Annotated in this window: 20 protein-coding genes; 16 read left to right on the plus strand and 4 right to left on the minus strand. The window is 56.3% G+C overall.

Translation table 11 applies throughout. The annotated features are described in order from the left end of the window. Nucleotides 1-85 precede the first annotated feature (85 nt). The 16 genes from C4520_10740 (at nucleotide 86) to C4520_10815 (ending at nucleotide 14,426) form a co-directional block, all read left to right on the plus strand. Nucleotides 86-901 carry a nucleoside triphosphate pyrophosphohydrolase gene (locus tag C4520_10740; GenBank protein ID RJP20820.1) on the plus strand — a complete coding sequence of 272 codons (816 nt, stop codon included), beginning with the start codon at nucleotides 86-88 and terminating at the stop codon, nucleotides 899-901. Then, nucleotides 898-1,926, plus strand: a complete 1,029-nt coding sequence (locus tag C4520_10745; GenBank protein ID RJP20821.1) for a low-specificity L-threonine aldolase — start codon at nucleotides 898-900, stop codon at nucleotides 1,924-1,926. The genes C4520_10740 and C4520_10745 overlap by 4 nt, the downstream gene beginning before the upstream one ends. A 26-nt stretch (nucleotides 1,927-1,952) precedes the next feature. Beyond that, nucleotides 1,953-2,657 carry a Crp/Fnr family transcriptional regulator gene (locus C4520_10750; protein ID RJP20822.1) on the plus strand — a complete coding sequence of 235 codons (705 nt, stop codon included), beginning with the start codon at nucleotides 1,953-1,955 and terminating at the stop codon, nucleotides 2,655-2,657. 24 nt (nucleotides 2,658-2,681) lie between these two features. After that, nucleotides 2,682-2,924, plus strand: coding sequence for a 4Fe-4S dicluster domain-containing protein (locus tag C4520_10755; GenBank protein RJP20823.1), 243 nt, complete (start codon nucleotides 2,682-2,684; stop codon nucleotides 2,922-2,924). Between the two features lie 88 nt (nucleotides 2,925-3,012). Continuing rightward, nucleotides 3,013-4,170: a 2-oxoacid:acceptor oxidoreductase subunit alpha gene (locus C4520_10760; protein RJP20824.1), complete on the plus strand. Its 1,158-nt coding sequence runs from the start codon at nucleotides 3,013-3,015 to the stop codon at nucleotides 4,168-4,170. Between the two features lie 9 nt (nucleotides 4,171-4,179). Then, nucleotides 4,180-5,037 carry a 2-oxoacid:ferredoxin oxidoreductase subunit beta gene (locus tag C4520_10765; protein RJP20825.1) on the plus strand — a complete coding sequence of 286 codons (858 nt, stop codon included), beginning with the start codon at nucleotides 4,180-4,182 and terminating at the stop codon, nucleotides 5,035-5,037. Further along, nucleotides 4,959-5,588 (plus strand): 2-oxoacid:ferredoxin oxidoreductase subunit gamma, encoded by a 630-nt coding sequence (locus C4520_10770; GenBank protein RJP20840.1) that lies wholly within the window; start codon nucleotides 4,959-4,961, stop codon nucleotides 5,586-5,588. Before C4520_10765 ends, C4520_10770 begins: the two co-directional genes overlap by 79 nt. Continuing rightward, nucleotides 5,578-6,231, plus strand: coding sequence for a DUF3786 domain-containing protein (locus tag C4520_10775; GenBank protein RJP20826.1), 654 nt, complete (start codon nucleotides 5,578-5,580; stop codon nucleotides 6,229-6,231). The genes C4520_10770 and C4520_10775 overlap by 11 nt, the downstream gene beginning before the upstream one ends. 45 nt (nucleotides 6,232-6,276) lie before the next feature. After that, complete coding sequence (locus C4520_10780; GenBank protein ID RJP20827.1) at nucleotides 6,277-6,501, plus strand: hypothetical protein; 225 nt, start codon at nucleotides 6,277-6,279, stop codon at nucleotides 6,499-6,501. A gap of 540 nt (nucleotides 6,502-7,041) precedes the next feature. Then, complete coding sequence (locus C4520_10785; protein ID RJP20828.1) at nucleotides 7,042-7,467, plus strand: transcriptional repressor; 426 nt, start codon at nucleotides 7,042-7,044, stop codon at nucleotides 7,465-7,467. 225 nt (nucleotides 7,468-7,692) lie between these two features. Then, on the plus strand, nucleotides 7,693-9,669 hold the full coding sequence (feoB, locus tag C4520_10790; protein RJP20829.1) for a ferrous iron transport protein B: 1,977 nt from the start codon (nucleotides 7,693-7,695) through the stop codon (nucleotides 9,667-9,669). Nucleotides 9,670-9,676: 7 nt separating this feature from the next. Then, nucleotides 9,677-9,883, plus strand: a complete 207-nt coding sequence (locus tag C4520_10795) for a hypothetical protein (protein RJP20830.1) — start codon at nucleotides 9,677-9,679, stop codon at nucleotides 9,881-9,883. Nucleotides 9,884-9,892: 9 nt separating this feature from the next. Continuing rightward, nucleotides 9,893-10,633, plus strand: coding sequence for a DtxR family transcriptional regulator (locus tag C4520_10800; GenBank protein RJP20831.1), 741 nt, complete (start codon nucleotides 9,893-9,895; stop codon nucleotides 10,631-10,633). Nucleotides 10,634-10,965: 332 nt separating this feature from the next. Then, nucleotides 10,966-12,021 (plus strand): FAD:protein FMN transferase, encoded by a 1,056-nt coding sequence (locus C4520_10805; GenBank protein RJP20832.1) that lies wholly within the window; start codon nucleotides 10,966-10,968, stop codon nucleotides 12,019-12,021. Nucleotides 12,022-12,524: 503 nt separating this feature from the next. After that, entirely contained in the window at nucleotides 12,525-13,553 is a 1,029-nt protein-coding gene (locus C4520_10810) for an alcohol dehydrogenase (GenBank protein RJP20833.1), read from the plus strand. A 39-nt stretch (nucleotides 13,554-13,592) separates the two neighbouring features. Continuing rightward, complete coding sequence (locus tag C4520_10815; protein RJP20834.1) at nucleotides 13,593-14,426, plus strand: 3-hydroxy-5-phosphonooxypentane-2,4-dione thiolase; 834 nt, start codon at nucleotides 13,593-13,595, stop codon at nucleotides 14,424-14,426. 156 nt (nucleotides 14,427-14,582) lie between these two features. On the opposite strand, the gene C4520_10820 is transcribed toward C4520_10815, so the two are convergent. From C4520_10820 to C4520_10835, 4 genes are all read right to left on the minus strand, one after another. After that, nucleotides 14,583-15,626 (minus strand): hypothetical protein, encoded by a 1,044-nt coding sequence (locus C4520_10820; protein ID RJP20835.1) that lies wholly within the window; start codon nucleotides 15,624-15,626, stop codon nucleotides 14,583-14,585. Nucleotides 15,627-15,695: 69 nt separating this feature from the next. Next, on the minus strand, nucleotides 15,696-17,705 hold the full coding sequence (gene ligA / locus C4520_10825; GenBank protein ID RJP20836.1) for an NAD-dependent DNA ligase LigA: 2,010 nt from the start codon (nucleotides 17,703-17,705) through the stop codon (nucleotides 15,696-15,698). A gap of 95 nt (nucleotides 17,706-17,800) precedes the next feature. Beyond that, nucleotides 17,801-18,091 (minus strand): acylphosphatase, encoded by a 291-nt coding sequence (locus C4520_10830; protein ID RJP20837.1) that lies wholly within the window; start codon nucleotides 18,089-18,091, stop codon nucleotides 17,801-17,803. Next, on the minus strand, nucleotides 18,081-18,926 hold the full coding sequence (locus C4520_10835) for a BON domain-containing protein (protein ID RJP20838.1): 846 nt from the start codon (nucleotides 18,924-18,926) through the stop codon (nucleotides 18,081-18,083). The genes C4520_10830 and C4520_10835 overlap by 11 nt, the downstream gene beginning before the upstream one ends. Nucleotides 18,927-19,087 lie beyond the last annotated feature (161 nt).

The following is a 19,087-nucleotide window of genomic DNA, read 5'->3' on the forward strand; positions in this document are numbered from 1 at the left end:
CATGAGTGGTTTGTATTCCGGCTGCGTGTTGCGGATGATGATATGACCCGACCCGCGGCCCATTTTTTTCTTGTGAAGCACGGAAATGAACGATCGACCAAAAAAACCAAAGAGTATTGCGCTCGCCTTCGACGCGCTCGTTGAGCTGGTTTTCCACCTGCGCGGCGAAAACGGCTGCCCCTGGGACAAAAAACAGACCCTGCGCAGCATGATACAATACATACAGGAAGAACTTGCGGAGCTGATCGAAGCCGTCGAGAAAGACGATCTTGGGAATATGGCGGAGGAATGGGGAGACACGTTCTTCAACTTCCTCATGTTCGCCGCTATAGCCGAGGACGGCGGCGTTTTTGAAATCGAAAAGGCGCTTCGCTCGATTGAAGCCAAGATGATCAGGCGCCATCCCCACGTCTTCGGCGACAGCAACGCCAGCGCGGTCGAAGAAGTAATGGCGCAGTGGAACAGCATCAAAGCTGAGGAAAAGAAAAACAACTCCGCATCTCTTATGGATTCGATTCCTCAGTCTTACTCCGCCCTCAAACGGGCGCATCACGTCCAGAAAAAAGCCGCCGAAGTCGGTTTCGATTGGCCGGACGCTCGAGGAATCCTCGAAAAAATCAAAGAGGAGATCTGCGAGCTTCAAAAGGCGCTCGAGAAACGAAATGAGGCCGAAACCAGCGAGGAGCTGGGGGATCTGCTGTTCTCCTGCGTCAATCTGGCAAGGTTTATCGGACAGGATTCCGAAGCCGTTTTGAGCGCTACCATTGACAAGTTCATCGAGCGGTTCAAGTATGTAGAGAAGGAACTCGAGCAAGCCGGCAAGTCGGCCGCCGAGGCTTCGCTGCAGGAAATGGATGAGCTGTGGGAAAAGGCAAAGAAGCGCAACAGGAGTGAAAAGTGATAGACCTGCGGAGCGACACCGTCACAAAACCCTCGGCCGCGATGCGGGAAGCGATGGCAGCGGCCGAAGTCGGCGATGATGTCTTTGGAGAGGATCCGACCGTAAACCGGTTGCAGGAGCACGCGGCGCGTTTGCTGGGCAAGGAGGCCGCGCTTTTTGTTGCCTCCGGGACAATGGCGAACCAAACGTCGCTGCTTGCGCACACCCGTCCGGGTGACGAGATCGTCCTCGAACGCGGCTCGCACATCCTCAACCATGAGGCCGGCGCGCTTGGAGCGCTGGCCGGAGTGCAGACCTTCGTCCTCGACGGCAATCGGGGCGTCATAGAACCATCGCAGATCGAACAGGCAATCAGGTTCAATGATGTCCATTTTCCGCCGACGCGACTGGTGTGGATCGAGAACACCCATAATCGCGGCGGCGGAGCCGTGTTTCCCCTCGAGACGATGAGGGGGATTCGGGAGATTGCCGACGCTTATGGCCTGGCTTTGCACATGGACGGCGCCCGCCTGTTCAATGCGTGTGCGGCGAGTGACGTTCCGCCCGACGAGTACGCAAAGCAGGTTGACTCGCTGTCCTTCTGCCTGTCCAAGGGGTTGGGCGCTCCGGTTGGCTCCATAATTGCCGGCAGCGCCGAATTCATGAAGCGAGTGCACCGCTACCGCAAAATGCTGGGCGGCGGTATGCGTCAGGTCGGCATCCTGGCGGCCGCGGGCCTGTACGCGCTCGAGCATAACGTGCAGAGACTGGCAGAGGATCACCGGAACGCCCGGCGGCTGGCGGAAGCGCTGGCCGCGATGGACGGCGTGACCGTTACGAATGAGCCGGTCGAAACGAACCTTGTTTTCATCGATATCTCGCGAACAAACAAGAACGCACTCGAGGTGATGAACGAGGCGCGGGAGTTGGGCCTTTTGTTTCTGCCCGAAAGCTTTACCGAGCTGCGGGCCGTTACCCATCTCGACGTCTCAGCGGATGACATCGAGCAGGCGATCGAGATTTTCCGCGGCATCTTCTGCGGCTAGCGAGTGCAGGCAAGGAGACCTGAGGAATGGATCGAAGAGATATCGATCTTCTGAAAAAGATTGATGTGTTCGGGGAATTGGACGAACAGCGCCTGCAAAAGATCGCGCCGCTGGTCTCGCTCCACCGCTTCATGGAGAAGCAGGTCATCTACATGCCCTCGGACCCGCGGGCGCGGCTGTACGCGATTGTCAGCGGAAAAGTAAAGCTGGCGGAGGTCTCGCCCGAAGGCAAGGAGCTGGTGCTGTGCGTTCTGGGGAAGGGCGACGTTTTCGGCGAGCTTTGCCTTTTCGATAAAGGCCCCCACAGCACGCTCGCAACCGCAATAGAAGATTCGGAAGTGGTAACCATCAAATGTTCGGACCTCGCCAATTTCATGGCGGAGGACGCCGCCCTCGTGAAGGCGCTCGGGAAACATGTAGGCGAAAAAATCCGGCTTCTCGAACAGAAACTCTCGGAACTGGTGTTCAAAGACGTGTCTCAGCGGCTGGCAGGCCTGCTGCTTGACCTGGCGCATGATTACGGCCACAAACTCCCGTCGGGCGAACAGGTGATCGAGATGAAGATCACCCATCAGGACCTGGCCGGCCTGATCGGCTCGACCCGCGAGACCACGACTACGACTCTGAATTTGTTCAGGGAGAAGGGCCTCATCGATTTCCGCAGGCGCGAGATCGTCGTGCGCGATTTGGATGGCCTCGAGGAGGCCGCCGATCGCCACTCGAAAAGATAAGGGAGGAAGTTGTAAAATAGGAGTATGAAAAAGCACGAGAAACCGTTTATCTGGGTAAACAAGAAGTGGTGCAAGCGGTGCGGCCTCTGCAAAGAATTCTGTCCAAAAGAGGTGTTTGAATTCGATAAGGACGGATACCCGGAACCGAAAAATATCAACCATTGCGTGCGTTGCGGGCTGTGCGTGATCCAATGCCCGGATTACGCGATCGTTGACGATGAGGAAACCAAGCGGAAACTCATCGAGGAATATATCCTGCGAGAATAGCCTGTCCTCGGTCCATTCGAAAAAACGGGAATAAAGGAATAAACGAGCGTCGTTTCGCTTTTTTTCCGGCGCACAAACTGAAAAAAGTATGCGAACAAAAAAATCAATCAAAACCAATGGAACTGCACGACTCTTGCAGGGAAATGAGGCCTGCGTCCATGGAGCGCTCCTGGCAGGGGTCAGATTCTTCGCAGGCTACCCGATCACGCCCTCAACCGAAATCGCCGAGCTGCTGGCGCACGAGTTGCCGCGTGTCGGCGGCGTCTTCGTGCAGATGGAAGACGAAATCGCCGGCATGGGCGCCGTGATCGGCGCGTCCCTTGCGGGAGCAAAGGCGATGACCGCGACCTCCGGGCCGGGCTTCTCCTTAAAGCAGGAAAATTTGGGATATGCCTCGTTCACCGAGGTTCCGTGCGTCATAGTGAACGTGATGCGAGGCGGCCCGAGCACCGGCCTTCCCACTGCGGTCGGCCAGGGCGATATCATGCAAGCGCGCTGGGGAACCCACGGCGACCATCCGATAATCGCGCTGGCGCCGTGGTCGGTAAATGAAACCTTGAGGCTGACGATTCAGGCCTTCAATTTCTCCGAGAAATACCGGACGCCGGTCATCCTGCTGCTCGATGAAGTGATCGGCCACATGCGCGAAAAAGTGAACATGCCGAAAAAGAGCGCGATCGAAGTGGTGGAGCGCAAGCGGCCGGATGTTCCCGCCCATGCGTATCAGCCGTACGAAATGACGGCCGACCTGGTGCCGCCGTTCGCCGATTTCGGCAGCGGCTACCGCTATCACGTGACCGGGCTGGCGCATGACCAGTGGGGTTTCCCGACGACCCGGCCCGATGAAGTCAAATCGCTCGTTTCGCGGCTGAGGGATAAGATTGAGAACAACCGCGCGGACATCTGCCTGAGCGAAGAATATCGGTGTGAGGACGCAGAGCATATTCTGGTTGCCGTCGGGAGCGCGGCGCGCTCCGCGCGCGAGGCGGTCGAGCAGGCGCGTAAGAAGGGGATCAAGGTAGGCCTGATCCGCCCGCTGACGGTCTGGCCCTTCCCGCGGCGACTGGTGCTGCATTATGCCCCGCTGGCGCGGCGGTTCGTGGTCGTCGAATTGAATCTCGGGCAGATTGTGCTCGAAGTCGAGCGGCTCGTGGCCGGCAAAGCGAAGGTGGAATCGCTCACCCGCTATGACGGCGAGTTGATCACGCCCGCGGAGATCATCAGCAGGCTCGTAGAGGAGGAATAGAAAGAAGCAATGTCTGTCATTCATGAATACATCCGGTCAACCAAAAAGTTTCCGCATCTGTGGTGCCCCGGCTGCGGCTACGGCGTTGGCCTCTCCGCACTGGTGCGCGCGATCGATTCGCTCGGGTACTCGCGCAACGACGTGATCCTGATCTCCGGCATCGGCTGCGCGGCGCGCGCGCCGGTCTATGTGGATTTCAACACGCTGCACACGACGCACGGACGCGCGCTTTCATTCGCGACGGGGATCAAGCTGGTCAAGCCGCATTTGCACGTCATCGTGATCATGGGTGACGGCGACGCCCTCGCCATCGGCGGCAATCATTTCATCCACTCCTGCCGGCGCAACATCGATCTGACCGCAATCGTCTTCAATAACCGCATCTACGGGATGACCGGCGGGCAATGTTCTCCGACCACTCCGAAAGGCGATCGCGCTACCACCGCTCCATACGATAATTTCGATACCTCCTTCGACATCTGCAATCTGGCGGTCGGCGCCGGCGCGTCTTTTGTCGCGCGAGGCACGACCTATTACGCCAAGCAGACCGAGCGATTCATCAAGATGGCGCTCGCGCACAAGGGATTTTCCGTCGTCGAAGTCATCAGCCAGTGCCCGACCATTTACGGGAGGCTGAACAAGATGGGCGGGCCCGTTGAAATGCTCAAATGGCAGCGCGATAACGCGATTCCGCTCGAGAAAGTGCGCCAGCGTTGGTCCGACAGCACCGATCCGGCCGGCGATCTCGGAGGAAAAATACTCACCGGCATCTTCGTCAACCGCGAAACATCCGAATTCGTAAGCGAGTATTACGCGATGGTTGCCAGGCTGAACGGCAGCCGCAAGAATGGGGAGGCGAAGACGTGAAAAAGGAGTGCAGGCTCTGCGGGTTCGGCGGGCAGGGAATCATCCTCGCGGGCATCATTTTGGCCGAGACCGCCGCCATCCACGAAGGCAAACACGTCGTGCAGGTGCAGGATTATGGCCCGGCCGCGCGCGGGGACTCGAGCAAAACCGATGTCATCATCAGCACCGAACCTATCATCTACCCGAAATGCACGCGGCTCGATCTCCTGGTGGCTCTTTCGCAGAAAGGATTTGAAGAAAACGCCGGATCTGTGAGAAAGGGCGGCACGATCATTATCGACACCGACAACGTGCATCCCGCTAAGAGGGCGGGCATCATCCGCTTTCCGATGACCCGAATTGCGCGCGAGCAGGCGGGAACAGCAATCAGCGTCAATATGGTCGCACTCGGAATCATTACGGCGGTCACCGAGTTGGTGGAACTGCAAAACATCGAAAAAACTGTGCTTGACCGGGTGCCGCCGCACACGAAGGAGCAGAACCGGGCGGCTTTGATGGCCGGATATAACATTGCGCAGGAGCAGCGCAGAGCCAGGAAAAATGTCGGATGACGGAAAAATGAAGCGCCCGCCGCAGAATACGTATGAAGATGCGCGCAAGGTGGCGTGGGAAGTCCTGGAAAAGAAGGACCCTGCCGCAATAGCAGCGGATGGATTGCTCGAACATGATGGCGCGAGCGGACTGCTCTATATCCCTTTCCTGAGCGATCGCTATGCGGTGGATCTGTCTGCCCGAAAAGTGATGTTTGAGAATGGACTGGAAGTATATCCCTTCCTCTCCGTTCTGCTCCTGCATTACCTCATGGGAGTCAATGAACGCCCGCTGGCCGGCGAGTGGATCACGTTTCGTCAATTTGAGGGTGGCGATGCCTATTTCGGTTCATTCACCGATCGGACCCTCGTGCCGCTGAAGAATGCTTTTGGACAAAAGCCGGACCTGCTCGAACAGGCGGCCCGGCCGCTCGGCGCGGAGAGGTTGGATTTCGGCGACGTCGGCTTGCGCGTGCCCGTCTTCCCGAAACTGCCGCTTGCGGTTGTCTTGTGGACGGCGGACTCAGAGTTTCCACCCGAGGTGAATGTACTTTTTGATAAGACCGCAAATACGATCCTGCGAACGGAAGATCTTGCCATTTGCGGCGCCCTCACCGTGAGCAAACTGCGCAAGAACGCGGAAAAGCTCCTGAAAACGCCATAGCTTTCCGCGAAAGATCAACAACAACTGAAATGATGGAGAACTCAGATGACGCACGAACAAGTCCAGAAATTCGGACAGTCTTCCGGAAAAGAAACGATCGAGAACAAAACACTTGAAGCTGAACTGCGGGCCCGCGCAAAAGACAATCGAATCACCTGCCCCCAGATGTTCGCTATCGCTGAAAAACTGGGACTTCCCAAAAAAGAAGTCGGCGATGCGGCCACTCAATTGAAAATCAAAATATCAAATTGCCAGCTCGGCTGCTTCTGAAGAGATTCACCGCGCACGGATAAGAAGTTTGTCCTTGGCGGCCCGGGGTCTTTACAGCGCGGCAAGGCCTCGATCAGAGCAAAAGAGCATGGATCACGAATGGTTCGAATCTCGGCTGAATCACATGAATCAAAACATTCCCGATGCATTCGCTGACTAGCCAGGCGCCTCGCGTAGGAAGTCCCGCGTTTCGCAAGATTCTTTTTGAGCCCGTCGAAGGATCATTCCCGCGAAACTTGTTCTGAACTTATCGAAGAAGGGGGAATCCAGCTTCTGACAATGAGTTACGCAAAAGTCAGCATGAAAATCAAGGCAAAATTTCAAGAGGAGTGTAGATGCCTTGGTGGTTCGCTTTTTTTCAAAGATCGTTCGGACCCTCATTTAAAAGAACCTCTCCCGCTATGGGAAGAGCGATGTCCAGTTTGCTCCAAACGATGCCCCTCATTTTTTTCTTGACAAAAGGGGGCAACGGGAGCATAATAGTTGAGATTGAGTCTCATTAATTGCGAGAAAACCGGGGCTTTTCCGGGGTCGGCAGCCATGGGCAACGAATATGAAATGTTCAAACAATTCCTCCTGAAACAGAATCTTAAGTTCACGCCGCAAAGAAAATCGATTCTCGATGCCGTGTTCGCGACACATCATCATTTCGATGCGGATCAGATGGTGCTGATCCTGAAGGAGCGGGGGAACGAAATCTCGCGTGCAAGTGTGTATCGGACACTGGATTTGCTGATCAAGAGCGGGCTCGTTAACGCGCTCGAGCTGGGAAACTCTAAGAAGACTTACGAGCATGTGGTGGGTCATAAGCATCACGATCACCTGATCTGCGTCGAGTGCGGGCGGACGATCGAGTTTGACGACAGCTTTATTGAGATGCTGCAGGAGAAAGTGTGCGATCGGCTGAAGTTTCTCGCGGAGCATCATAGTCTGCGGATATTCGGCAAATGCGAGCGCTGCAGATGATTTCAGTTTTACCGTGATTGAGATGGAGTCGCAATTGCAGATGCGTGCAGCCGAGACAGGAGTAAGAACCAAGGAAATTTCAGCATGTCATAGACAAATGAGCCTGCGCCCGAACAAAAATAAAATCATTCGCTCCAATTACGGCCATTGGCCATCCTGCTTATTCCCGGCCTTCGGGGGAAAATCGACGGCAGGATACACTGAATCGATAGAGGCAAAACGCAAATGCAGCACGAGCAGCACGACAAAGCGCTACTGGATTCCGCAAAAGAACCGCTCATCCTGCTGGTTGGCAACCCGAACGTCGGGAAGAGCGTTATCTTTTCGCTTCTTACCGGAAAATATGTAACCGTCTCCAATTATCCCGGCACCACCGTCGAGATCAGCAAAGGCTCTAGCAGTTTCGATGGTGGAGCGCATCGGGTAATCGACACGCCGGGGGCGAACAGTCTGATCCCTCGAAGCGAAGACGAGAAGGTGACCCGCGACGTGCTTTTGTCGCGCAACTCAGCGACCGTCATTCAGGTGGCGGACTCGAAGAATCTTCGGCGCTCGCTCATTTTAACCTCTCAACTGGCGGAAATGGGTATTCCGACAGTGGTTGCGCTTAATATGGCCGACGAAGCCAAGAGCGCGGGCATTGACATCGACGGCGGCAAACTTTCCGCCGTTCTCGGCGTGCCCGTTGTGGAGACGGTTGCCACCGAAAGGCGCGGCATAAACAAGCTCATTTCCGCCCTCGGGTCGGCGCGGCCATCGACGTTCAGGGTTTCCTTTCATCCGCGAATTCAGGCGGCCATCGAGAAGGTTGCGGCCGTTCTTCCGCCCGCGCCGGTCGCTCGCGAATCGATTGCGGTGATGATAGTGGCTGGCGACCTGAGCCTGGAAGAATGGCTGCATGATAGATGTTCGGCGGAGCAGCTTGCAGAAATCGAGAGGATCGTCGCCGAAACGCAAACGCACTTCCGCGACCCCCTGCCCTACCTGATCGGCAAGCAACGGGTCGACCAGATCGATGAGATGCTGCACGGTATTTTAACTGACGACGAGCGCGCGCGCTGGTCGTGGCTGAAGTATGTCGGCGACCTCTCGCAACACCCGGTCTGGGGGCTGCCTGTCCTGGCGTTTGTGCTTTATCTGCTCTATGTTTTCGTTGGCCAGTTCGGAGCGGGAACTGCGGTTGATTTTATCGAATCCACCGTTTTCGGAGAATATGTCAATCCGGCCGCCGTCAAACTGGTAGATAGACTGCCCAGCCAATTCGTCCGGGACCTGTTGGTGGGAGAGTTTGGGCTGATCACCGTCGGGCTTACGTATGCCATAGCGATCGTCTTGCCGATTGTGGGATTCTTTTTCCTTGCTTTCGGAATTTTGGAAGACAGCGGCTACCTGCCCCGGCTGACCATCATGGCCAACCGGATGTTCAAGGTGATGGGGATGAACGGCAAAGCGGTCCTTCCGATGGTGCTGGGACTGGGATGTGACACAATGGCGACGCTGACCACGCGCATCCTCGACACGAAAAAGGAGCGCATTATCGCGACGTTTCTCCTTGCGCTTGCCATCCCGTGTTCGGCTCAGCTCGGCGTGATCCTGGGAATTCTGGGGCAGATATCGCTCAGCGCGTTCATCGTGTTCACCTCGATCATCGTCCTGCAGTTGCTGGTGGCTGGATTTCTGGCGGGCAAACTGGTGCCGGGCCAGCGGTCGGATTTCATCATTGAGATTCCTCCGTTCAGGCTGCCGAAGCTCTCGAACGTGGCGCTGAAGACGCTGTCGAGGGTCGAGTGGTTTCTGAAGGAGGCCGTACCGCTGTTTCTTCTCGGCACCTTCGTTCTGTTTATTGCCGATCGGGTCGGCACGCTGAATGCAATCGTGAAGATGGTCGAGCCCGTGGTCGTGAATTTCCTTTCGCTGCCGGCGGAGACGACGATTGCATTTGTCATGGGATTTCTGCGCCGCGATTACGGAGCGGCGGGTTTATATCGGCTGTACGAAGAGGGCGGTCTTGATCCGATTCAGGTTATCGTCAGCCTGGTTGTAATAACGCTGTTCGTGCCGTGCATCGCCAATTTCTTCGTCATTATCAAGGAGCACGGGCTGCGAAAAGCCTTGATTATGATGGCCATCATTTTCCCACTCGCGGTGGCGATGGGCGGAATTGTAAATTTTATTCTGAGAGCGGTTGGTTATTCCGGATAGGCGATTCATGGAAGGTATTCAGGGCATGAAAACCACAATTCAAACGATACAGTGCCCGTTGTGCGGCATGCATTTTGAGCCCGATGAAGAGAAAAAGTGTAAAGGCTGCCCGATTCAGAAAAACTGCGGGCTCGTCTGTTGCCCCAACTGCGGGTATCAAATGCCGAAGGAATCGAGGCTGGCCGAATGGGTGAGGCGCCTGCTGAAAGGATAAAGGAGCGATATGGGCTTGAACGACCGAAGAATGCGCTGGCGCGGCGGCAGGCGGATGACGAACGGAGGTCCGCCTCCCGTCGATTACGCGAAAACCGATGTCGATGAATTGCTCGAACTGATCTATACCTTGAAGGAATCCGGGAAGGAAGGCCTTATCACCGTCGAGGAGCTCAGACGGAAACATAACGGCGATCCGGCCATAGATAAGCTGCTGGAGGAAATGGGGTCGCTGGGCCTGATCAAGATCAGCGGCGAGAAAATCGGGTTCTCTGAGAGGGGAGAAACCGAAGCCGAGAAATTGATTCGCGCTCATCGCCTGGCAGAACGGCTGCTGACCGATGTTCTTCTCGTGCAGAAGGACCAGGTGGTGGAAAGCCAGGCATGCGCAATGGAGCATATCCTGAACCCCGCAGTTGTTGACAATATCTGCACCATACTCGGTCATCCGCGAACCTGCCCACACGGTCATGCAATCCCGCCGGGTCGGTGTTGCAGCGACAGGAAACGGGCCGCGGCGCCCGCAGTTCTCTCGCTCGATGAGCTCCGCAGCGGCGAATCGGGAAAGATACTGTACGTTGAGACCCAGGACCACGCTCGCCTCGACAAGCTGACTACCTTCGGCATACTCCCCGGAACCACGGTCAAGGTCCACCAGCGCCAGCCCTCCCTCGTCATCTTCGTCGGCCAGACCCAACTGGCGCTCGACCTCGAAATCGCCCGCAACGTCCACGTCGTGAAAATGACCTAGTGTGCGGAAATGTGGGGGGAAATATGGGGACAGACTCCATATTTATATTTGTAAGCCTCTGTCGCTCAAAGTTTTAGCTTTACATATCGAGATGATTTAGTCAATATCTATTTGACTTTTAAGCAATTGCTGGTCCAATGGTGCGAAATGCTTTCTGAGCCTGGCGACGACGCCAAGACGGAAGTAATCCGCGCCGCCACCCGCACAGGAAGACCATTGGGAAGCGAACCATTTGACGAGATAGTAGAGCGCATGATCGGTCGAATAGTGAGGCCGAAAAGGGCGGGGCGCCCTGGTAAGAAAAAGCGTATGAAGGAGTTGTAGATACAAACATGGTGTCTGTCCCCATATTTCGCAAAAAGATTTTGATCCTCATTCTGGTGGTCGTGGCCATCATTTTGGTTGCGGCGAGTCTCGGCGGGAGTCGGGGAAATCATCGGTATGAGCAGCAGGCTGAGATCATGGGAACTGTTTTTACCATAACAATAGAAGGCCCCGGCGATCACAAGATGGCGGCGGAAGCTGCGTTTGACGAGATACGGCGTATCGATCGGCTGCTGAGCACGTACAAGCCGGACAGTGAAATATCGAAGGTCAACCGGCTGGCGGCGCACGAGCCGGTTGCGGTGGGCCAGGATTTTCTGAATGTCCTTACCGCCTCCCGGATATATTTCGATATGACCGGCGGCGCCTTTGACCCTTCCATCAAGCCGCTCATGGATGTTTGGAAAGAGGCAAAGCGAGAGAATCGTACGCCGGCGGAAACCGATCTGCGGAGAGCGGCAGACCTTGCAAATCTTTCTAATGTGACCGTCGATCGGAGTTCTCAAACGGTCCGCTTTCTCAAGGAGGGCATGGCGCTCGATTTTGGCGGGATTGCCAAGGGATACGCCGCCGATCGCGCGATTGAGATTCTTAAGACGCACGGGATCGAGCGCGCAATACTCGATGCCGGCGGCAATTTCTATGCACTGGGGACGCCCTTGAAGAAACCTCATTGGGAGGCGGGCGTGCGCCATCCGCTGGTGCATGAGCGGGTCATCATCCGATTCCCGGTCTCTGACGCAGGGGTGGCCACATCAGGAAGCTATGAGCGGTTCTTCGAGATCGGCGGCAAAAAATATTCGCACATCATCAATCCCGAGACAGGGCAGCCGGTTGAGGGCATGCTGAGCGCGACGGTGGTTGCCGAAGATGCGCTGTCCGCCGATGCACTGTCGACTTCCGTTTTTGTTCTTGGACAACAGGACGGCATGCGCCTGATAGAAGAGTTGGAAGGGGTCCTGGGCATTCTTATTTGGCATGAGCCCGGCTCCTCTGAAGATTTCAAAATCTCGGTCTCCTCCGGCCTGAAGGACAAGCTGGAACTGCTGATTCCCGCCGAGTAAAGCGGCAAAAAATCCCCGTGAGGGCGAATTAGCGCCGTTTTCGGACGCGATGAATCGCACCCCTATAAGAAATATGGCAGTAATGTCGAGGCCGATTTGCAAACGTCATCGACGTGAATCCGTAAATGCTCAGTCCGCCGCATTGGGAGAGTAGGACTTTCTGACGATTGATTCGACTGATTTTGCGATAGGGGCAGAGACACCGTCCGAATTAAGCGCTGGCACTTGCTTCGGGGACAGGCACCATTCTATCCCGCGAGGCGCGCACTCAGCGAAGATGGATTCCCGTTTTCACGGGAATGACAAAAAAGCCTGACCCAGTCCCCATCGCGACCGTTGGACAGATTGACAGACACCATTCCACGAATTCAAAAAGACGTGAATTCCGTAAATGGTGTCAGTCCCCGCCGCATTGGGACAGTCTCCATCGCAACGGTCGGACACATTCGCTGTCTCTGGTTTTGGTGATTGACACAGGTTTCGGTTGTGGATATGATAGGCGTATGCGGGTTGCAGTTTATTACAACAATCACGATGTCCGCATTGAGGAGCGGCCTGTTCCCGCCGTCGGGACTGGCGAGGCGCTCGTGCGCATCGAGGCCAGCGGCATCTGCGGCAGCGACGTGATGGAATGGTACCGCATCAAGAAGGCGCCGCTGGTGCTCGGCCACGAGATTGCAGGCGAGATAGTCGAGCTTGGCCCGGGCGTGAACCATTACAAGACGGGCGACAGGATTTGCGCTTCCCATCATGTCCCGTGCAACACCTGCATCTATTGCCTCACCGGCCGCCACACGGTTTGCGACACGATTCGCTCGACCAATTTCGATCCGGGCGGCTTCGCCGAGTTCGTCAGGCTCCCTGCGATCAATGTGGACCGCGGCGTGTATCCTTTGCCGGCGGAGCTGACATATGAGGAAGCGACCTTTATCGAGCCGGTGGCATGTGTGCTTCGGGCGCAGCGGATGGCGCGGCTGCAGCCGGGACAGAGCGTGCTGGTTGTCGGCAGTGGAATGACCGGCCTGCTCCACATCAATTTGGCGCGTGCGTGTGGCGCCGGAAGAGTCATTGCGACCGACGTTCAGCCGTACCGGCTGGATGCGGCGCGGCGCTTCGGGGCTGACGCCGCGCTTGACTCGCATGAGAACGTGCCGGCGCGCGTGCGCGAGCTTAACGGCGGCCGCGGCGCAGACGTGGTTTTCGTCTGTACCGGCGCAATGAGGGCGATCGAGCAGGCGCTCGATTCGGTCGACCGCGGCGGAACGGTTCTCTTTTTCGCGCCGACCGATCCGGGCGTGAAACTGCCGATCGATGTGACCGAGCTTTTCTTCCGCAACGGAGTCACGCTCACGTCTTCATATGCAGGCAGTCCGGCCGACCATGTGGCCGCCGTCGAACTGCTGCGGGCGCGGGCGCTGAATGTGAAGGACATGATCACGCACCGCCTTGGACTCGGAGAGACGGGCGTCGGGTTCCGCCTCGTGGCCGAGGCGCGCGATTCGATTAAAGTTATCATCGAGCCGCAAAAATAGGAGTGGGGCTTCACCCATTTACAGAAGGAGGGAATGGACATGGACTGGGGACTGCAAAACAGGCTTTCTCGCATAATCAAACCGAAAACGGGGCGCACGGTGATGCTGGCGGTCGATCACGGATATTTTCAGGGGCCGACCACCGGGCTCCAGCAGCCGGGAAAAACGATCAAGCCGCTCATCCCGTATGCGGATTCGCTGATGCTGACGCGCGGAGTGCTGCGCGCATGCATTGATCCCGGCACGGATATCCCCATCGTCCTGCGCGTGTCCGGCGGAACGAGCATCCTGAAGGAACTCTCGAATGAAGGCCTGACGACATCCGTTGAGGAAGCGATCCGGCTGAATGTTTCCGCCATCACGCTCTCGATTTTCGTTGGCGGCGAATACGAGCGCCAGACGCTGCTCGCGCTCGGCAAGCTGGTGGACGAAGGCAACAAGTACGGCATTCCCGTGCTCGCGGTAACGGCGGTTGGCCGCGAGATGGCGCGCGATGCCCGCTATCTCGGTCTTGCCTGCCGCATTGCCGCCGAGATCGGCGCGCATTTCGTGAAGACCTACTATTGCGATGACTTCGAGAAAATGGTTGAAGGGTGTCCGGTGCCGCTGGTGATCGCGGGCGGGAAGAAGCTGCCGGAGCGCGAGGCGCTCGAGATGGCGTACAATGCCGTCAGCCGCGGCGCATCCGGCGTCGATATGGGCCGTAACATCTTCCAGTCCGACAGCCCGGTCGGCATGATCAAGGCGGTCCGCGCCATCATTCACAAGAAGGCGACGGTAGACGAAGCCTTCGGCATCTATGAGTCGGAGAAAACAAAAAAGAGCGGAGTCGTCATTCAGGAGTCGGCGCTGCAACTCGGGGAAAAAGTGTAGCCGGTTTTTTTCCGGTAGGTGCGAATTCGCACGGGCTCAAATGAGCCAGGCTGAAACACTGAACCTCTGGAAGAGAACTTAGCACATAACGTTCAAGGGAGACGCCAAAGCGTCTCCCTTATTATTTTGAGGCGACCGGCGCGGTTCGCTTTGTCTTTATCTCTCGAACAAGCCCCTGATTATCCCAGCGATAACCAGCACAATAAAGAAGGCACAGAAGGCGCCGTTGAGTAAGAGTCCCAGGACGGCGGATTCCCTTCTGGCATCCGTCTGGCTTACACCCACCAATCCGAAAAGGAGCCCGACGAAGGGCAGGGCTATGCCTGTACAGCAGGAAAGAACAAAAAGGGAGGAAAACTGGCTGTCCTGTCCAACCCTGTGTGAAACAATGCCAATGCCGGCGATCGCCATTGCCAGCATGAATATCGCGATCGATGCGATTCCTTCCAGCGAATGCCGCTTCCGCTCCTGTATCTCCTGAGGCGCGCCCACCTGCTCAAGTTTCAGAAATAACACCGTAATCACTGTCAGAAAAAATGGGGTAGTAATAGCGCTGATTGGGTAGAACACTGCGGCTCTCATGAACTCGCTTGGTTTCAGAAATATGACGAGAACAACGGGTATGATCAACGGAATGAAAATGAGCAACGAAAGAATCAGGCCAAAGACGAAGATTTCCACCCATCTTCCATCAACCAGGGATTTACTGTAATAGAGAGCATCCCATCCTCTCTTGTCTCGCAGGATTACCGCCTGCATGGTGAAAAGAAGAGCGACATAAAAGTAAATGCCGGGAAGAACAAGCGCAAGAAGGCCGCCAAGAATGACGAACCCGGCAAGCAACTCAACCACGGCCGCCCTTGGCCAGTACGCGAAACCGCTTTTGACGGCGCCCAGATAGCCGATCCCGTTGTCATTAAAGGCGCCTTCAACCACGACGGTAAAGGCCATCATTACGGGCAGAAACGCGATCTCATTCAAGGCCGTCTCCCCGTACCAAATCAGAAATTTCAAGATAAAAGAATCGGGCGCTTCAAAGAGCTTCGTCTTATAGAGAAAATAGCTCGCCACTTGTAATGGAATGAGTATTGTCACCGAGAGGGAAAACAAAATCAGGAACCTGCTCTTGAAAATGTCCCAGCCGGTCCGCAGGACTTTCCCGTAAAAATCATCAGGAATTATGTTTTCAGCAGTTTCCATCAAATTGTGTTCAAGCTTCAGGAATCCTGATTGGTTTCTGACAGATGAGCACTAGAGCAACAGGGCGATTCACAGGTATTGCTCGACCATCTTGTGGAATTCGGCTTCAGAGATGATATTCACGCCGAGCTTTTTGGCGGTGTCGTATTTACTGCCGGGCTCGGCGCCGGCGACGACGTAGTCGGTTTGCTTACTGACGCTCGATGAGGCGCGTGCTCCAAGCCGCTCGACCAGTTTTTTGGCCTCGTCGCGCTTGAAATGTTCGAGCGCTCCGGTAAACACAAAGGTTTTCCCCTGCAGCGGCGTCTCCTCGGCTTTTTCCTCACGCTTGATCTTTATTCTACCCTCGAGCAGTTTGTTGATTAACTCGATATTTTTGGGCTGGCGAAAAAACGTGTGCACGCTCTGCGCGACGACCGGCCCGATTTCCCTCACCTGATCGATTTGCTCCAGTGATGCGTTCATGATGTTTTTCAGAGACCCGAAATGAGCGGCGAGCACCTTTGCCGTGTGCTCGCCAACGTGCCGGATGCCGAGCGCGTACAGGAACCGGCCGAGCGTGGTATGCCGGCTCTTGTCAATCGACCTGATCAGGTTCTCCGCGGATTTATCCGCCATCCGCTCGAGCGGCACGATCTGCTCTTTCTTCAGGTAATACAGGTCGCCCGCGTCCTGGATCAGGCCCTCATTCAGGAACTGCAGAACGCGCATCTCGCCGAGTCCGTCGATGTCCATGGCGCCCTTGGAGGCAAAGTGGATGATGTGCTCCAGTTGTTGCGCAGGACAACTCGAGCCGGTGCAGTATGAAGCAACCTCGCCGGGGGTTCGCTCGATCGCCGACCCGCAGACCGGACACTTTCTTGGCATCTGAAAGATTTTCTCTTTGCCGGTCCGCTTTTCGGGAATCGACTTCACGATTTCGGGAATGACCTCGCCCGCGCGCCTGACAATGACATGGTCCCCTGCACGGATATCCTTGCGTGCAATCTCGTCTTCGTTGTGGAGCGTAGCGCGTCGGACTTCGACGCCGCTCACGCGAACCGGCTTGAGTATCGCGAAGGGGGTGACTGCACCGGTGCGACCGACGTTGACAGCGATCTCCTCGAGGACGGTCTCCTCCTCCTGCGCCGCGAATTTGAATGCGATCGCCCAGCGAGGACTCTTCGAGGTCGCGCCGAGAGCATCCTGGTACTCGTATCGATTCACTTTTATGACGGCTCCATCCACCTCGTACGGCAGCGAGTGCCGGCGCTCCTCGAGGTCTCTACAATATTCGACCGCTTCTTCGATTCCCTGAACGAGCCGCATCTCCGGGAGGTTTACGCGAAGGCCCCAGTCGCGGAAGGTCTGCATCGTGTCCCAATGCGTCTCAAAATCGTGGTCCTCGATGTGGCCGCGCGCATAGATGTAGACATTGAGCGGGCGCGATGCCGTGATTCGCGGGTTGAGTTGGCGCAGCGAGCCGGCGGCCGCATTGCGCGGGTTCGCGAAAATCGGCTCGCCCTTTTCAAGCCTTTTCCGGTTAAGTTCCTCGAAGTCTTTGAGATTAAGGACCACTTCGCCGCGCGCCTCGAGCCGCGCCGGAACGCCCTCCCCCTGCAGCCGTAGCGGGACTGTCCGGATCGTCTTCAGATTTTGCGTGACGTCCTCACCGCGATATCCGTCGCCGCGGGTGGAACCGGTCACGAGCCGCCCGTTCTCATAAACAAGTTCGATCGCGGAACCATCGTATTTCGGCTCGCACACGTATTCGAGCGAGTCGACTCGGACTCCTTTGCGCACCCTCTTGTCAAAATCCCTCAATTCGTCATAGGAGAACGCATTGCCGAGGCTGAGCATCGGGACCGAGTGCTCGACGGTTGCGAATTCGACGGCGGGCGCGGCTCCGATGCGTTGAGTGGGCGAGTCGGGAATGATGAGTTCGGGATGTTTTTCTTCGAGCTCGATCAACCTGCGTATCAGGCGATCGTATTCGGCATCGGTTATCTGCGGGTTGTCGAGAACGTAGTAGAGGTAATTGTGGTGATTTATCCGGCGTCGAAGGTCTTCTATTTCCGCGCGTGCTTGTTCTTTTGACATGCTCTCTAATTACAGGGTGGTCTGCCTTTTGTTCGGAAGAAGAGGAGGCTGTGCCCGTCTCTATCAGTTTGTGCGGTCATCCGCCCTGTGCGCAATCACCAGCCGGAATATTTGACGTCGAACCCGTCGAACTCGCCGGTATATGGCTCGTCCTTGATCTTGAGATCGGTCACGCGCGCGCCTGGCGGGCCGTGTCGCGCCCACGCAATGAGCTGGTTGAGGGCCTCTCTGGGGCCTTCCGCCACGATCTCGACGGCTCCATCGGGACGATTCATCACCCAGCCGGTCAGGCCGAGCCTGGTCGCCTGCTGGTTCGTTGTATAACGGAAGAAGACGCCCTGCACGCGTCCTTCCACGATCAGCCGCACTCGCGCGTTACTGCTCATTTGGCGCCTGCCTTACGCGGATTTCATTGACGACGCCGCCGACGCCCCAGCAGCCCTCGGCGATCTTTTGGACCAGGTCCTTCTCGGCTCCGCTGTGCACCAATCCGGTAAGCGTGACTATTCCGTTGTGACTGCCGATCTCGATTTCGGTCGAGTCGATGTTCCTGTTCACCATCAGAGCGGCTCGCACCTGCGTCACGAGGGTTTTATCATCGACCTTTGGCGGCACCGCCCCATTTTCTTTGCCGGAAAGCTGTATGTCGTTCTGGACGGCGACCACGCCTTCGACGTCGTCGGCTATCTTTCGCGCAAGCTCATACTCGGCTACGGAATCGACTGAACCGGCCAAAACGACGTGCCCGCGCAACGAACTCACTTTGATGTCGCGCGCGCGCACGTTCTCATTCAGAAGGAGCGCGGTCTTGACCGACGCTTCGATTGTGAGATCATCGAGCTTTTCACCGAGCGTCCGTTCATTGTCCACCGGTTTCGCCGCAATCAGCTTGTTGACCAGCAGGTTATTGTGGACCTCATTAACGCCGCGAATGCTTCGGGTAATTTCCTCAGCGAGCTGCCGCTGAATAGTCGTGCCGACCGAGCCGTCCAGCAGTATCTCTCCCTCGGTTACCGAAACATCGATTTCCGCTGTCTTCAATTGCCTGTTTAATGCGAGCGCCGTTTTCACCGATGCGCTCAGGCGGGCATTATCGACAATAACCTTGATGTCCTTTCGCGCATAAAATTTCGAATAGGAAAAAAAAGCGACAGCGATCGCAGCAAAGGCAAAAAGGAGGAAGAAGATTTTTCGGATCATTTTATTCAAAAGGAAGAGCAACCGGTTAACCCCATTCACAGAGTCTAGCAAAAGGGCTTACGGTATGTCAACGGAATCTTGACGCGGGCAGCGATTCCGCAACCCGACATTCGGAAGTGAGTGAAAGGGCACAAAGACAGGGTTTTTATGGTGAAAGAGGAATAGAGCAATGTCGCAGAGGG

The organism is Candidatus Abyssobacteria bacterium SURF_5, from assembly GCA_003598085.1.
Taxonomy (GTDB): domain Bacteria; phylum Abyssobacteria; class SURF-5; order SURF-5; family SURF-5; genus SURF-5.

Coding starts and splice junctions, on each gene's coding strand:
- C4520_10750 (RJP20822.1), top strand. CDS start 1,953: ATGGATCGAAGAGATATCGATCTTCTGAAAAAGATTGATGTGTTCGGG.
- C4520_10755 (RJP20823.1), top strand. CDS start 2,682: ATGAAAAAGCACGAGAAACCGTTTATCTGGGTAAACAAGAAGTGGTGC.
- C4520_10760 (RJP20824.1), top strand. CDS start 3,013: ATGCGAACAAAAAAATCAATCAAAACCAATGGAACTGCACGACTCTTG.
- C4520_10820 (RJP20835.1), bottom strand. CDS start 15,626: ATGGAAACTGCTGAAAACATAATTCCTGATGATTTTTACGGGAAAGTC.
- feoB (RJP20829.1), top strand. CDS start 7,693: ATGCAGCACGAGCAGCACGACAAAGCGCTACTGGATTCCGCAAAAGAA.
- C4520_10785 (RJP20828.1), top strand. CDS start 7,042: ATGGGCAACGAATATGAAATGTTCAAACAATTCCTCCTGAAACAGAAT.
- C4520_10830 (RJP20837.1), bottom strand. CDS start 18,091: ATGAGCAGTAACGCGCGAGTGCGGCTGATCGTGGAAGGACGCGTGCAG.
- C4520_10805 (RJP20832.1), top strand. CDS start 10,966: ATGGTGTCTGTCCCCATATTTCGCAAAAAGATTTTGATCCTCATTCTG.
- C4520_10795 (RJP20830.1), top strand. CDS start 9,677: ATGGAAGGTATTCAGGGCATGAAAACCACAATTCAAACGATACAGTGC.
- ligA (RJP20836.1), bottom strand. CDS start 17,705: ATGTCAAAAGAACAAGCACGCGCGGAAATAGAAGACCTTCGACGCCGG.
- C4520_10810 (RJP20833.1), top strand. CDS start 12,525: ATGCGGGTTGCAGTTTATTACAACAATCACGATGTCCGCATTGAGGAG.
- C4520_10775 (RJP20826.1), top strand. CDS start 5,578: ATGTCGGATGACGGAAAAATGAAGCGCCCGCCGCAGAATACGTATGAA.
- C4520_10780 (RJP20827.1), top strand. CDS start 6,277: ATGACGCACGAACAAGTCCAGAAATTCGGACAGTCTTCCGGAAAAGAA.
- C4520_10740 (RJP20820.1), top strand. CDS start 86: ATGAACGATCGACCAAAAAAACCAAAGAGTATTGCGCTCGCCTTCGAC.
- C4520_10800 (RJP20831.1), top strand. CDS start 9,893: ATGGGCTTGAACGACCGAAGAATGCGCTGGCGCGGCGGCAGGCGGATG.
- C4520_10765 (RJP20825.1), top strand. CDS start 4,180: ATGTCTGTCATTCATGAATACATCCGGTCAACCAAAAAGTTTCCGCAT.
- C4520_10815 (RJP20834.1), top strand. CDS start 13,593: ATGGACTGGGGACTGCAAAACAGGCTTTCTCGCATAATCAAACCGAAA.